The organism is Eikenella glucosivorans (assembly GCF_016025525.2).
Taxonomy (GTDB): Bacteria; Pseudomonadota; Gammaproteobacteria; order Burkholderiales; family Neisseriaceae; genus Eikenella; species Eikenella glucosivorans.
Map to the genome: position 1 here is coordinate 240,944 of NZ_JACSGR010000005.1, position 12,947 is coordinate 253,890.

General features: G+C 58.2%; 15 protein-coding genes. 12 read left to right on the forward strand and 3 right to left on the reverse strand.

The annotated features are described in order from the left end of the window. Positions 1-158: 158 nt before the first annotated feature. From H9Q10_RS08035 to H9Q10_RS08055, 5 genes are all read left to right on the forward strand, one after another. Entirely contained in the window at positions 159-608 is a 450-nt protein-coding gene (locus H9Q10_RS08035; protein ID WP_197903433.1) for an acyl-CoA thioesterase, read from the forward strand. Then, on the forward strand, positions 605-1,522 hold the full coding sequence (locus tag H9Q10_RS08040) for a tyrosine-type recombinase/integrase (RefSeq protein ID WP_197903434.1): 918 nt from the start codon (positions 605-607) through the stop codon (positions 1,520-1,522). Before H9Q10_RS08035 ends, H9Q10_RS08040 begins: the two co-directional genes overlap by 4 nt. Before the next feature lie 352 nt (positions 1,523-1,874). Next, positions 1,875-2,318 carry a DUF5376 family protein gene (locus H9Q10_RS08045; RefSeq protein WP_197903435.1) on the forward strand — a complete coding sequence of 148 codons (444 nt, stop codon included), beginning with the start codon at positions 1,875-1,877 and terminating at the stop codon, positions 2,316-2,318. 154 nt (positions 2,319-2,472) lie between these two features. Continuing rightward, positions 2,473-3,372 carry a 50S ribosomal protein L3 N(5)-glutamine methyltransferase gene (gene prmB, locus H9Q10_RS08050; RefSeq protein WP_197903436.1) on the forward strand — a complete coding sequence of 300 codons (900 nt, stop codon included), beginning with the start codon at positions 2,473-2,475 and terminating at the stop codon, positions 3,370-3,372. Between the two features lie 236 nt (positions 3,373-3,608). Then, complete coding sequence (locus tag H9Q10_RS08055; protein WP_197903437.1) at positions 3,609-4,361, forward strand: SDR family oxidoreductase; 753 nt, start codon at positions 3,609-3,611, stop codon at positions 4,359-4,361. A gap of 140 nt (positions 4,362-4,501) precedes the next feature. Here H9Q10_RS08055 and H9Q10_RS08060 read toward each other — a convergent pair whose 3' ends face one another. Then, positions 4,502-5,248, reverse strand: coding sequence for an isoprenyl transferase (locus H9Q10_RS08060; protein ID WP_197903438.1), 747 nt, complete (start codon positions 5,246-5,248; stop codon positions 4,502-4,504). A 145-nt stretch (positions 5,249-5,393) separates the two neighbouring features. Then, on the reverse strand, positions 5,394-6,041 hold the full coding sequence (gene adk, locus H9Q10_RS08065; protein WP_197903439.1) for an adenylate kinase: 648 nt from the start codon (positions 6,039-6,041) through the stop codon (positions 5,394-5,396). Between the two features lie 282 nt (positions 6,042-6,323). Here adk and H9Q10_RS08070 point away from each other — a divergent pair, with 282 nt between their 5' ends. From H9Q10_RS08070 to rpsU, 5 genes are all read left to right on the forward strand, one after another. Further along, entirely contained in the window at positions 6,324-7,472 is a 1,149-nt protein-coding gene (locus H9Q10_RS08070) for a M14 family metallopeptidase (RefSeq protein ID WP_197903440.1), read from the forward strand. Next, positions 7,469-8,260: a peptidoglycan editing factor PgeF gene (pgeF, locus tag H9Q10_RS08075; RefSeq protein WP_197903441.1), complete on the forward strand. Its 792-nt coding sequence runs from the start codon at positions 7,469-7,471 to the stop codon at positions 8,258-8,260. Before H9Q10_RS08070 ends, pgeF begins: the two co-directional genes overlap by 4 nt. A gap of 72 nt (positions 8,261-8,332) precedes the next feature. Next, complete coding sequence (locus tag H9Q10_RS08080; protein WP_197903442.1) at positions 8,333-8,773, forward strand: hypothetical protein; 441 nt, start codon at positions 8,333-8,335, stop codon at positions 8,771-8,773. Positions 8,774-8,917: 144 nt separating this feature from the next. Next, positions 8,918-9,355 (forward strand): hypothetical protein, encoded by a 438-nt coding sequence (locus H9Q10_RS08085; RefSeq protein ID WP_197903443.1) that lies wholly within the window; start codon positions 8,918-8,920, stop codon positions 9,353-9,355. Positions 9,356-9,612: 257 nt separating this feature from the next. Next, on the forward strand, positions 9,613-9,825 hold the full coding sequence (gene rpsU, locus H9Q10_RS08090) for a 30S ribosomal protein S21 (protein WP_067594017.1): 213 nt from the start codon (positions 9,613-9,615) through the stop codon (positions 9,823-9,825). 163 nt (positions 9,826-9,988) lie between these two features. On the opposite strand, the gene gap is transcribed toward rpsU, so the two are convergent. After that, positions 9,989-11,017, reverse strand: a complete 1,029-nt coding sequence (gap, locus tag H9Q10_RS08095) for a type I glyceraldehyde-3-phosphate dehydrogenase (protein ID WP_197903444.1) — start codon at positions 11,015-11,017, stop codon at positions 9,989-9,991. A gap of 238 nt (positions 11,018-11,255) precedes the next feature. On the opposite strand from gap, the gene asd reads away from it, so the two are divergent. Both asd and H9Q10_RS08105 read left to right on the forward strand, forming a co-directional pair. After that, the gene (gene asd / locus H9Q10_RS08100) at positions 11,256-12,374 is read left to right on the forward strand and encodes an aspartate-semialdehyde dehydrogenase (protein WP_197903445.1); all 1,119 of its coding nucleotides are present in this window, start codon (positions 11,256-11,258) and stop codon (positions 12,372-12,374) included. 221 nt (positions 12,375-12,595) lie between these two features. Then, positions 12,596-12,947, forward strand: a 352-nt coding sequence (locus H9Q10_RS08105) for a CZB domain-containing protein (protein WP_197903446.1), incomplete at its 3' end; no start/stop codon positions are given.

A 12,947-nucleotide genomic window follows, 5' to 3' on the forward strand; every position in this document is an offset into this window, starting at 1 on the left:
TAGCAGGCAATATAACGGTTTGACCTATTTTCGGCAGCAGGCGGCAAGCCTCAGACGATATAATCCGTATGGCAAAGCAGGCCAATGCCACAGCGAAAGTTAAGTTAATCCGCCATCAATGCTAATATGCCAGCCTCACCCACTAATCGGAGCCCACCTTGCCCGCCGCCGCACGCATCCAAATCGCCCTGCCGCCGCATTTTGACTTTGCCACCCGCATCACGGTGGAAGTCGGCCACCTCAACTACGGCAACCACCTCGCCAATGATGCCGTGCTGCGCATTGTGCACGAAGCCCGCCTGCGCTTTCTCTCTGCGCACGGCTGCACCGAAACCGACGCGTTCGGTGCAAGCCTGATCATGGCCGATGCCGCCGTGCAATACCGCGCCCAAGCCTTTCACGGCGACGAATTACTGATTCAGGTAGCCCTCGGCGAAATCGGCCGCGCCGGCTTTCCCCTGTTTGCCAAGCTCACCCGCGAAGCAGACCAAACCGAAATCGCCCGCGTGCAATGCGGCATGGCGTTTTACGACTACACCTCCCAACGCCTCGCCCGCACCCCCGCTGCCTTCCGCGAACATTTCGCCCGCCCCGGAGCCGCGCCATGACCCTGCCGTGGACACAGCAAATCGAGCCCTGGCTGCACACCCTGCAGCAGCAAAACCTCTCCGCCCACACCCAAGCCGCCTACCGCCGCGACCTCGCCTGGCTCGCCCGCTTCCAGCCCCAAGCCGAGCTTGGCCGCCCCCTCTTCACCGCCGCCCTGCGCCAACTCACCCAAGAAGGCCGGCACCCCCGCAGCATCGCCCGCCGCCTCAGCGCCTGGCGGCAATTTTGCCGCTGGCTGGTGCAAACAGGCTGCCTGAAAGCCGACCCCACCCAGGGCCTCAAAGCCCCCAAAGCCCCCGAACGCCTGCCCAAAGCCGTACCCGCTGAACCGCTCAACCAACTGCTCGACCAGCCCCCTGAAAACGGGCTCAGCCAGCGCGACCTCGCCATCTTCGAACTGCTCTACGGCAGCGGCCTACGCCTCGCCGAAGCCTGCGCCCTCAACCTGGCCGACCTAGATTTACAAAGCGGCTGGGTAGCCGTCACCGGCAAAGGCCACAAACAGCGCCACATCCCCCTCACCACCCACAGCATCCGCGCCATCCAAGGCTACCTGAAAATCAGAATGGCGGTTCCCGGCGAAACCGCACTCTTCACCAGCCGCAGCGGCAAGCGCCTCGGCAGCCGCCAAATCCAAAAACGCCTGCAACAATTCGCCGCCCAACACGGCAGCCGCCACCTCAGCCCCCACATGCTGCGGCACAGCTACGCCAGCCACCTGCTGCAAAATGCCCGCGACATCCGCGCCGTGCAAGAGCTGCTCGGCCACAGCCAGCTCGCAACCACCCAACACTACACCCGCCTCGACTTCGACCACCTTGCCCGCGTGTATGACGACGCCCACCCCCGCGCCAAACGCCAATCCGGCACGCCCGAAGGCAGCACCCCGCAAGACGAAAGCGAAACAGATTAACGCCCGGCCAAAGCAATAAAAGGCTACCTGAAAATTTTAGCTTCGCAGAAACCCGCGGAGCTCGTTTTAACTTCGTTGAAGCTTGCGCTTTCAGGTAGCCTCATTATCGGCGAACTATGCGGACAATTCGCAAGGGACGCCCATTCCAGCGCAAACGGCAGGGTGTGCACGAATAGGATTAGAGTGGAAACAGATGCGGCTTTCAAAACCAGACGAGCGACAGAAGGAAAAGAAATGAATGGCTGGGAAGGAACTGGTCCTTCCATTCCAACATAAAAATACAAGGATTTATCCATCCTCATACAGTGAAACCAACAACAGCATTTCCTAGCCAAATGAAAAGGAATACACCATGAAGTTAATTTTTAGAAATATATATTCAGAAGGATGGAAAGAATATATGCATGATGCCATTTCTTATCATGCTGTTAAAGATAAATTTGATGGATATCCTGCTGGAGATTCTGATTTTGAAGAGGAAAAAATGCTGGGTATATATTTATATGAACTAAGAATGATTGATGTAGTAAAATCCATTTTGCATAAACTTAAAAATCCTCTTGCAAAAACTGGATTGGTTGGCTCTGAATCATGGTATGCAGAAATTATCGATGATAAAGTGAAGATGCAATTTGCATTTGCATCGGAAGATCCGGAGGATGAGGATTATCAACCGATATTATTCCTCCCTCGCAAGGAGGTGGCCTATGCCATGGGAAAATGGCTGGCATTCCTGCAACGGGATATTGACCCAAACTATTCAGAAATCATCGATACCGAAGAGGCCTATCGCTAGCTTGCTCTATTCTTTAACAAGCTCACACTTTGAGTATCCAAACCCAAAAGAAGGCTACCTGAAAAACAAATTTCAGGTAGCCCCTAACCCCTCATCCCAACACCAATCCGCTATATAATCCCCCCTTTCCATCCCCAACCCACCCCGCCACACCATGTTCACCCAAGCCCGCCAACACCTCCGCACCCCGCGCGACCTCCTGCGCTTCTGCACCAGCCGCTTCAACCAAGCCCGCCTCAGCTTTGGCCACGGCAGCGACAACGCCCACGACGAAGCCGCCTACCTCATCCTCCACACCTTAAACCTCCCGCTCGATACCCTCGAGCCCTATCTCGACGCCGCCCTCCTGCCGCAAGAAATCGACGCCGTGCTCAGCCTCGCCGAACGCCGCATAAACGAACGCCTCCCCATGCCCTACCTCACCCGCCAAGCCTGGCAGGGCGATTTCGAATTTTATGTAGACGAACGCGTGCTCATCCCCCGCTCCTTCATCTACGAAATGCTCGGCGAACCCATTGCCCTGTGGACAAATGAAACCGGCCCCATCCGCCGCGTGCTCGACCTCTGTACCGGCAGCGGCTGCCTCGCCATCCAAGCCGCCCATCATTACCCTGATGCCCAAATCGACGCCGCCGACCTCAGCCCGGAAGCCCTCGAAGTGGCCACCATCAACGTGGAAAACTACGGCCTCGAAGAACGCATCCGCCTCATCCAAAGCGACCTCTTCGCCAATCTTTCCGGCACCTACGACCTCATCATCTCCAACCCGCCCTATGTCAACGCCGAAAGCGTGGCCGCCCTGCCCGCCGAATACCTGCACGAGCCCGAAATGGCGCTCGGCAGCGGCGAAGACGGCCTCGACGCCACCCGCCAAATCCTCAAGCAAGCCGCCCAGTTCCTCAATCCGCGCGGTGTGCTGCTCGTAGAAATCGGCCACAACCGGGCCACCCTCGAAGCCGCCCGCCCCGACCTACCCTTCTTCTGGCCCGAACAGAGCGACGGCGGCAGCAGCGTTTTCCTGCTCACCCGCGAGCAGCTGCTCGGCGAAGAATAAACCCGTTCCCAGCCCGCCCTCAATCACAGAAAGGCTACCTGAAAACCACACAACCGGCACAGCACGACTTGCCGCAACATGCTACCTGAAACGAATACCCGCCTTTTCAGGTAGCCTTTCGCCCGCCGCCATCAGCATCCGCAATATCCCCTATACCGATTGCCGATTTCCCGGCCGCCCCATATCGCGCTATCATGCACCGTATCCCCTTCACCCTCTCCCGAAAGGAAAGCATCATGCAAAACAATATCCAAGGCAAAGTCGTCATCATCACCGGCGCCTCCAGCGGCATCGGCGAAGCCACCGCCTACAAACTCGCCGAAAACGGCGCCAAACTGGTGCTCGGCGCACGCCGCGAAGACAAGCTCCAAGCCATTGCCGACAAAATCAAAGCCAACGGCGGCGAAGCCGTGTATCGCGCCACCGACGTGGTTAATCCCGACGACAGCAAAGCACTGGTGGCGCTGGCCAAACAAACCTTCGGCAAAGTCGATGCCATTTTCCTCAACGCCGGCCTGATGCCCAGCTCGCCCCTCTCCGCGCTGGAAACCGCCAACTGGAACGCCATGATCGACGTAAACATCAAAGGCGTGCTCAACGGCATTGCCGCCGTGCTGCCCGAATTTGAAGCGCAAAAATCCGGCCATATCATCACCACCTCCTCCGTGGCCGGCCTGAAAGCCTACCCCGGCGCCGCCGTGTACTGCGGCACCAAATGGGCAGTGAAAGCCATCATGGAATCGCTGCGCATGGAATCCGCACAAGCCGGCACCCACATCCGCACCGCCACCATCTATCCGGCCGCCGTACAATCCGAGCTGGTGGACCACATCACCAATGCCGACACCTCCAAAGGCTACCGCGAGCTCTACGACAACTACGAAATCCCCGCCGAACGCGTGGCCAGCGTGGTTGCCTTCGCCATCGGCCAGCCCGCCGACACCAATGTGAGCGAGTTCACCATCGGCCCGACCACGCAGCCTTGGTAACCCGGCTTCAACCTTTTCCGGATACTTGCCTGAAGATTCCCAGCTCTGGGCAAAACAACCAAACAGGCTACCTGAAAACCACCGTGCTTCGGTTCGTTTTCAGGTAGCCTGTTTTTGCCTCTGCGGCAGTAAAGTTTGCGTTATGCCCGCTGCTGGTCTGGCGGCAGCTGTTCGCTGGTGCGGCCGAAGCGGCGTTCGCGCACGCGGAAGGAAGCGATGGCCCGGTCGAACTCGGCGGCATCGAAATCGGGCCACAGGGCGTCGGTAAAATAAAATTCGGCGTAGGCCATCTGCCAGAGCATGAAGTTGCTGATGCGGGTTTCGCCGCCGGTGCGGATGAATAGGTCGGGCTCGGGGGCTTCAGCCAGGGAGAGGCGCTGCGAGAGGTCTTCTTCGGTGATTTCGCGTTTGCCTTCGGCAATCAGTTGGTTGGCGGCTTGCAGGATGTCCCAGCGGCCGCCGTAGTCGGCGGCCACGGTGAGGGTGAGGCCGGTGTTGGCGGCGGTGAGCGCTTCGGCGGCTTCGATGCCGGCCACAATAGCGGCGGGGAAACGGCTGCGGTTGCCGATGATTTTGAGCCGCATATTGTTTTCGTGCATTTTGGCCACTTTCACTTCGAGCGCCTGCAGGAAGAGTTTCATCAGGAAGGAAACTTCGTCTTCGGGGCGGCGCCAGTTTTCGGTGGAAAAGGCAAACACGGTGAGGTATTCCACGCCGAGCTCGATGCAGCGGGCGGCGAGGTTTTCCAATGCGGTCACGCCGCGTTTGTGCCCCATCACGCGCGGCAGCAGGCGTTTTTTGGCCCAGCGGCCGTTGCCGTCCATGATGACACAGACGTGGCGCGGGATATTGGTGCGCTCGGGGATGGTTTGGGTGCTGCTGCTCATGTTTGTCCTCGGGCGGGTTAGCCGCCGGTTGTTTGCGGGAGTTGGTTTGGCTGTTTGGAAACCGGAATTTTGGCTTTGCCGGTTTTTCAGGTAGCCTCAAGCGGATAAGGGGCTACCTGAAAATGTTTCCGTCAAATGAAAAGCCTTATTTGCCCAGGGCAGACAATACGGCGGCTTTCACGCTCTCCACGGGCTGGGTGCCGTCGATTTTGATGTATTTGGGGGCATTGCTGCCGGTGAGCCGGCTGTAGAAGCCGATGAGCACGGCGGTTTGCTTGTGGTACACATCCAGGCGGTTTTTCACGGTTTCTTCGCGGTCGTCGTCGCGCTGGATGAGGTCTTCGCCGGTGATGTCGTCTTTGCCGGCCACTTTGGGCGGGTTATGGCGGATATGGTAGGTGCGGCCGGAGGGCAGGTGCACGCGGCGGCCGGCCATGCGCTCGAGGATGACGGCGTCGGGCACGTCGATTTCCACCACGGCATCCAGCAGCACGCCGGCCTCTTGCATGGCTTCGGCCTGCGCCAGAGTGCGCGGGAAGCCGTCGAACAAAAAGCCGTTTTGGCAATCGGCCTGGGCGATGCGCTCTTTCACCATGCCGATGATGATGTCGTCGCGCACCAGGCCGCCGGCATCCATAATCTTTTTGGCTTCCAAGCCCAGCGGGGTGCCGGCTTTGATGGCGGCGCGTAGCATGTCGCCGGTGGAAATCTGCGGAATGCCGAAGGCAGCGGTGATGAATTGGGCCTGGGTGCCTTTGCCGGCGCCGGGTGCGCCGAGTAGCAAGATTTTCATGGTTTCGTCCTTTATTTGATTGAAAAACAGGAAAAAGCAAAATTTTGAGGCTACCTGAAAACGATGTTTCCGAAGGAAGCTGAGTTTCTGCGGCGCTAAAATCGCAAACCGCCAGCTTTTCGCGCAGTTTTGCGGCATCGGCGCCCGTTTGCCGCGCAGTTTAGAGCCCCCGCCGCAAAAAATCCAGCTTTTGCCGCCGTTTCCCCTTCTGTGCCCAGCCTAGAAAGGCTACCTGAAAAGCATTACAATCCCGCTCCACATTCACCCAGCAACGAGACCGCCATGCCCAAAATCAGCAGCAGCTTCGATGCCGGCGCCATCACCGTCATCGACAGCGCCGACAGCCAAAACATTCGCCTCGCCCTGCGCGGCGACAATGCCGCCCCATTCAGCCAGTGGTTCTACTTCCGATTACAGGGCGCCGCCTACCAGCCCTGCCGCATCCACATTGAAAACGCCGGTGCCGCCAGCTACCCCGAAGGCTGGGAAGGCTACCAAGCCACCGCCTCCTACGACCGCAGCAACTGGTTCCGCGTGCCCACCCGATATGAAAACGGCGTGCTCACCATCGAACACACCCCCCTGGCCGGCAGCGTGTACTACGCCTATTTCGAGCCCTATTCCCACGAACAGCACCTCAACCTGCTCGGCGATGCCCAAGGCAGCGGCCTGTGCCAAATCGACGACCTCGGCAGCACCCTGCAAGGCCGCGACCTCAACCTGCTCACCATCGGCCACCAGGCCGCCAGCGACCTCAAAATCTGGCTCATCGCCCGCCAGCACCCCGGCGAAAGCATGGCCGAATGGTTTATCGAAGGTTTCCTCTCCCGCCTGCTCGACCACCAAGACCCCACCGCCCGCGCCCTGCTCGACTGCGCCACCTTCTACGTCGTCCCCAACATGAACCCCGACGGCGCCAGCCTTGGCAACCAACGCACCAACGCCGCCGGCGCCGACCTCAACCGCGAATGGCAAAGCCCCAGCCCCGAGCACAGCCCCGAAGTGTATGCCGTGCGCCGGAAAATGCACGAAACCGGCGTTGATCTCTTCCTCGATATCCACGGCGAAGAAGCCCTGCCTTATGTGTTCGTATCCGGCGCCGAAGGCAACCCCTCCTACAGCCCCCGCATCGCCGCGCTCGAAGCCGCCTTCAAAACTGCCTTGCAGCAAGCCAGCCCCGATTTCCAAGACGAACACGGCTACCCCAAAGCCGCCCCCGGCCAAGCCAACCCCGCCATCGCCAAATCCTATGTGGGCGAAACTTTCGGCTGCCTCTCCTACACCCTCGAAATGCCCTTCAAAGACAACGTCAACCTCCCCGATGACGACTTCGGCTGGAACGGCCAACGCTCCCTGCGCCTGGGCGAAGCCATGCTCAGCGCCATCCTCGCCGTCTGCCCCCAACTGCGCCCCGCAGGCGAAACCGAATGAACAAACATTTTTCACCCAACAGCCTCGCCGCCGGATTAGGGCTACCTGAAATTTCAGGTAGCCTCCTGCACGCCGATTGGCCCGCCCCCGCCAACGTCCGTACCCTCATCACCACCCGCCAAGGCGGCGTCAGCCAAGGCCGCTACGCCAGCCTCAACCTGGGCGATCACGTGGGCGATGCCCCCGCCGCCGTAGCCGAAAACCGCCGCCGCGTGCAAGTGCACGTTCCCGTGCCGCTCGCCTACCTGCGCCAAGTGCACGGCAACCGCGCCGTGCCCGCCGCCGAAAGCCTGGCCGCCCCGCCCGAAGCCGACGCCTCCTTCGACCGCAGCGGCCGCGCCGCCTGCGCCGTGATGACCGCCGACTGCCTGCCCGTCTTATTCTGCAACCGCGCCGGCAGCGCCGTGGCCGCAGCCCATGCCGGCTGGCGCGGGCTCGCCGGCGGCGTGTTGGAAAACACCATCGCCGCCATGCAAACCCTGCCTGCCGACATCCTCGCCTGGCTCGGCCCCGCCATCGGCCCCGACGCCTTCGAAGTGGGCGCCGACGTACTCACCGCCTTCACACAGGTCGATCCTGCCGCCGAAGCCGCCTTCCAGCCCATCGGCAGCAGCAAATACCTCGCCGACATCTACCTGCTCGCCACGCAAATCCTGCGCCGCGCCGGCGTCAGCCAAATCTACGGCGGCGAACACTGCACCGTGCTCGAGCGCGACCGCTTCTTCTCCTACCGCCGCGACGGCCAAACCGGCCGCATGATCAGCGCCATATGGCTCAGCCCCGAGTGAGCGGGTAAAGGCTACCTGAAAAATTAAACCCCCATAAAATCAAAATCATCAAACAAGGTACAAAGCAACGTTATGAAAGCATTTCTCTCCTTCCTTCTGCTCGCCATCGCCCTTCCCGCCATCGCCCGGCCGCCCGTCGATTTTTCCGGCCACTGGGTATGGAGGGAAGTTGATGGCCCTATCGACAACCAATTCAAGATGAGCCTCGAGCAGCAAGGCAATACGGTAAGCGGCAAATGGTCGCACAGCATCAGCCGTGCCTCCCAAGAAAACGTTCCCGACAGCAGCGGCAAAGTGCGTGGCATAATCCGCAACGGCAGGATCACTTTGGAATACTGCACCGAAAAAAGCCCTGCCCCCCGATCCAGCCTCTATCCTCCCTGCCCACAATACCACTTCTCATTCGGCTATTACGTACTACAGTCCGACGACACACTGATGGAATGCAAAGACAACGGTTTCCGTCCCGAAACCTACATCATATGGCATAGGGATAGAAAAATTAGAATATAATCATATGGATAAACTCATATCATTAACCTGTCTTACTGTACGAACATACTGAACACAGGCTACCTGAAAGCAATGTTTTAACGAAACCAAAGTATGAGTTTTCTTGATGGCAAAACCAAACGCTAACTTATCAATGAGATTAGTATGAAAAAATACTTTATTCTTCTTCTGCTTTCTGTTTCCCTATCTACGGCCGCTATGCCCGATATTGATTTTTCCGGCAATTGGTCGTGGGAATCCAAACCCCTCTGGCGATCACCTGAAAATCTATACAGCTTTACGCTGAATCTGATTCAACAAGGCAACACGGTAAGCGGCGAGTGGGCACATATCCAATCTGACAACATCATCAAAGCACACGGTAAAGTGCGCGGCTACATTCAACACGGCAGGCTTACCTTAGAATACTGCACCGAATACCGCACCGAAAGTAAAAACAGCATCCAATACAAACCCTGCCCACAATATGAGCAATTCAACGGGTATTATGTGTTGCAATCAGATGGACATTTGCAAGAATACATCCAAAATAGTACCAAACCCTCTGTCTATCACCCATCTCTCAATTACAACAAACAATAAGCGCATTCAGTTACCCTCCTACCCCGCTTGACAAATCCCGCCCTCCCCGCCATAATCCGCGCCTTTCGTGCAGCCCTTTGCGCTGCCGCAGATTTCGGCGCACCGCACTGCCGGTGCAGCCATCCCGATTAGGAGGTGATTGTTTCCACCCCGGCCCTTATCCGGCCCGCACCACCACCCTGGTGCGAATGCGATAAAGCAACCCTATTTTCCCCGGGAAAAATTCGCCCGGCAAACCATTATTCTGAGGATTTCAAATGCCTACTATTCGTGTAAAAGAAAACGAACCGTTTGAAGTAGCCATGCGCCGTTTCAAACGCTCCATCGAAAAAACCGGCCTGCTCACCGAGCTGCGCGCCCGTGAAGCCTATGAAAAGCCCACCACCGAGCGCAAACGCAAAAAAGCCGCTGCGGTGAAACGTTTGCAAAAACGCCTGCGCAGCCAGCAACTGCCGCCGAAATACTATTAATTCGGCCAAACAAAAACACAGCCTGCAATAGCGGCTGTGTTTTGTTTGGAATCATTGATAAAGGCTACCTGAAAATTTTTAGCTTCGCAGAAACTCCGCTGCGCTGCGTTTTCAGGTAGCCTTCTCATCATCTCAGCAGGCTTCTTAGCCCGCTTAATCTTGCTTATTCAAACGGCCGCACCGGCATGCCGAACATGGCGCGGGCGGTGTTCAGCATCTGGCAGGAGAAGCCCCATTCATTGTCATACCAAGACAACACTTTCACCATATTGCCGTTGGACACCTTGGTCAGCGTGCTGTCGAACACGGAGGCCTGGGTGGTGTGGTTGAAATCGGAAGACACCAGCGGCAGCGCGTTGTAGCCCAACACGTTTTTCAGCTCGCCTTCGCTGGCGGCCTTCAGGAGCGCATTGATTTCTTCCACGCTGGTATCGCGGCCGGCTTCAAAGGTCAAATCCACCAACGAAACGTTGATGGTAGGCACGCGCACGGCGAAGCCGTCGAGCTTGCCTTTGAGCTGCGGCAGCACCAGGCCCACGGCTTTGGCGGCGCCGGTTTTGGTGGGAATCATGTTTTCCACGGCGCTGCGGGCGCGGCGCAGGTCTTTATGGCGCACATCGGTGAGCACCTGGTCGTTGGTGAAGGCATGGATGGTAGTCATCAGTCCTTTGGCAATGCCCACGCTGTCGGCCAGCACTTTGGCCACGGGCGCCAGGCAGTTGGTGGTGCAGGAGGCGTTGGACACCACAGTCATCTCCGGCGTGAGCACCTGGTGGTTCACGCCGTACACGATGGTGGCATCCACATCTTCGCCGCCGGGTGCGGAAATCAGCACTTTTTTGGCGCCGGCCCGGATGTGCGCCAGGCTTTTCTCTTTGCTGGTGAAGGCGCCGGTGCATTCCAGCACTAAATCTACGCCCAGTTCTTTCCAGGGCAAATCGGCCGGGTCACGCTGCGACATGAAGCGGATTTTGTCGCTGTTTACAATCAGATGGGTATCATCGTGCGACACTTCGGCCGCAAAGCGGCCGTGCACGGTGTCGAATTTGGTGAGGTGGGCATTGGTTTGCAAATCGCCGCCGGTGTTGATGGCTACGACTTCAAACTGGTCGCGCAAGCCGTATTCGTAAATGGCGCGCAGCACTTGGCGGCCGATGCGGCCGTAACCGTTGATGGCAATCTTCAAACTCATGTTTTCACCTTTCCTGAAGTTTCGAAAAACCCGCACCGACAGGCCGGGCAGACAAAAAATAACAAGGCGGATTATAGCGACTTTATGTTAGAAACTACAGCCGCCCATGCCTAATAGGCTACCTGAAAAGCATTATTTTGCCATTTCTCCCTTTACTTTTCCCCGCCGCAAGGTTAAAAAGGCAGTCTGATCCCTTTCACACTTCTTTACCATCACATTCATCCCTTAAGGAGCAGTTATGCAAAAAGTAGGATTTGTCGGCTGGCGCGGCATGGTCGGCTCGGTTCTGATGCAGCGTATGCGCGAAGAAAACGACTTCGCCCACATTCCCGAAGCATATTTCTTCACCACTTCCAACACCGGCGGCGCCGCACCCGATTTCGGCCAAGCAGCCAAAACCCTGCTCGATGCCAACAACCCAGCCGAGCTGGCCAAAATGGACATCATCGTCAGCTGCCAGGGCGGCGACTACACCAAAGCCGTGTATCCCCAATTGCGCCAATCCGGCTGGAACGGCTACTGGATCGACGCCGCCTCCGCCCTGCGCATGGAAGAAGACGCCGTGATCGTGCTCGACCCGGTAAACCGCGACGTGATCGACGCTGCCCTGCAAAACGGCGTTAAAAACTACATCGGCGGCAACTGCACTGTTTCCCTCATGCTCATGGCCTTGGGCGGCCTGTTCCAAAACGGCCTGGTGGAATGGGCCACCAGCATGACCTACCAAGCCGCCTCCGGCGGTGGCGCCAAACACATGCGCGAACTCATCAGCGGCATGGGCGCCATCCACGCCCAAGTGGCTGCCGAGCTGGCCGACCCCGCCAGCGCCATCCTTGATATCGACCGCAAAGTGTCCAACTTCCTGCGCTCCCCCGACTACCCCAAAGCCAATTTCGGCGTGCCGCTCGCCGGCAGCCTGATTCCGTGGATCGACGTGGACTTGGGCAACGGCCAATCCAAAGAAGAATGGAAAGGCGACGCGGAAACCAACAAAATCCTCGGCGGCAGCCGCCCCACCATCGTGGAAGGCCTGTGCGTGCGCATCGGCGCCATGCGCTGCCACAGCCAGGCCATCACCCTGAAGCTGAAACAGGATTTGAGCGTGGCCGAGATTGAGAAACTGCTCGCCGGCGCCAACGATTGGGTGAAAGTTATCCCCAACACCAAAGAAGCCAGTATGGCCGAGCTCACCCCCGCCGCCGTTACCGGCACGCTCACCGTGCCCGTGGGCCGCATCCGCAAGCTCGCCATGGGCGGCGAATACATCAGCGCCTTCACCGTGGGCGACCAGCTCCTCTGGGGCGCCGCCGAGCCCATCCGCCGCATCCTGCGCATCGTATTGGGCAATCTGGATTAATCAAACTTTGACCTCGCTCAAGCAAGCAAAGGCTACCTGAAAATTTTCAGGTAGCCTGTTTGTTGCCGCCAATCGCTTCAATCTTAACGGCTAAGCCCGCTCCCTGCCGACGCCGTCTTAACCCTTTCCTGCCCCAGCTTCACAATCCCCGCCGTTTTTCGCCACCCCCGCCGCTGCTAGAATTTCCACTCCATATTTCAATCTAAACGGAGACGGAAAACATGGCCGACATCGTAGACCTGCACGGCGCCATCGAAGCACACAAAGCCTGGATCGACAAACTCGAGCTCACCCTGCGCAACCGCAACCCCGAAGAATACGACCCCGCCATCGTCGGCGCAGACAACCTCTGTATCCTCGGCAAATGGCTGCACAGCGAAGGCAAGAAATACGCCCACCTCACCGAATACTCCCGCGTACTCCTCGCCCACCAAAAATTCCACGAATGCGCCGGCCGCATCCTCGACGCCCACCAACACGGCTACTTCGCCGAAGCTGTAGAAATCAGTAGCGTTGTTTACAGTATTTCTAGGAGAATACTGAAACATGAACATGCACAAAAATACCCGACTC

What these genes read in the sequence shown, in the direction of transcription:
- asd (WP_197903445.1), top strand. Translation starts at nt 11,256, where the DNA reads ATGCAAAAAGTAGGATTTGTCGGCTGGCGCGGCATGGTCGGCTCGGTT.
- pgeF (WP_197903441.1), top strand. Translation starts at nt 7,469, where the DNA reads ATGAACAAACATTTTTCACCCAACAGCCTCGCCGCCGGATTAGGGCTA.
- gap (WP_197903444.1), bottom strand. Translation starts at nt 11,017, where the DNA reads ATGAGTTTGAAGATTGCCATCAACGGTTACGGCCGCATCGGCCGCCAA.
- rpsU (WP_067594017.1), top strand. Translation starts at nt 9,613, where the DNA reads ATGCCTACTATTCGTGTAAAAGAAAACGAACCGTTTGAAGTAGCCATG.
- H9Q10_RS08070 (WP_197903440.1), top strand. Translation starts at nt 6,324, where the DNA reads ATGCCCAAAATCAGCAGCAGCTTCGATGCCGGCGCCATCACCGTCATC.
- H9Q10_RS08060 (WP_197903438.1), bottom strand. Translation starts at nt 5,248, where the DNA reads ATGAGCAGCAGCACCCAAACCATCCCCGAGCGCACCAATATCCCGCGC.
- prmB (WP_197903436.1), top strand. Translation starts at nt 2,473, where the DNA reads ATGTTCACCCAAGCCCGCCAACACCTCCGCACCCCGCGCGACCTCCTG.
- H9Q10_RS08080 (WP_197903442.1), top strand. Translation starts at nt 8,333, where the DNA reads ATGAAAGCATTTCTCTCCTTCCTTCTGCTCGCCATCGCCCTTCCCGCC.
- H9Q10_RS08040 (WP_197903434.1), top strand. Translation starts at nt 605, where the DNA reads ATGACCCTGCCGTGGACACAGCAAATCGAGCCCTGGCTGCACACCCTG.
- adk (WP_197903439.1), bottom strand. Translation starts at nt 6,041, where the DNA reads ATGAAAATCTTGCTACTCGGCGCACCCGGCGCCGGCAAAGGCACCCAG.
- H9Q10_RS08055 (WP_197903437.1), top strand. Translation starts at nt 3,609, where the DNA reads ATGCAAAACAATATCCAAGGCAAAGTCGTCATCATCACCGGCGCCTCC.
- H9Q10_RS08045 (WP_197903435.1), top strand. Translation starts at nt 1,875, where the DNA reads ATGAAGTTAATTTTTAGAAATATATATTCAGAAGGATGGAAAGAATAT.
- H9Q10_RS08085 (WP_197903443.1), top strand. Translation starts at nt 8,918, where the DNA reads ATGAAAAAATACTTTATTCTTCTTCTGCTTTCTGTTTCCCTATCTACG.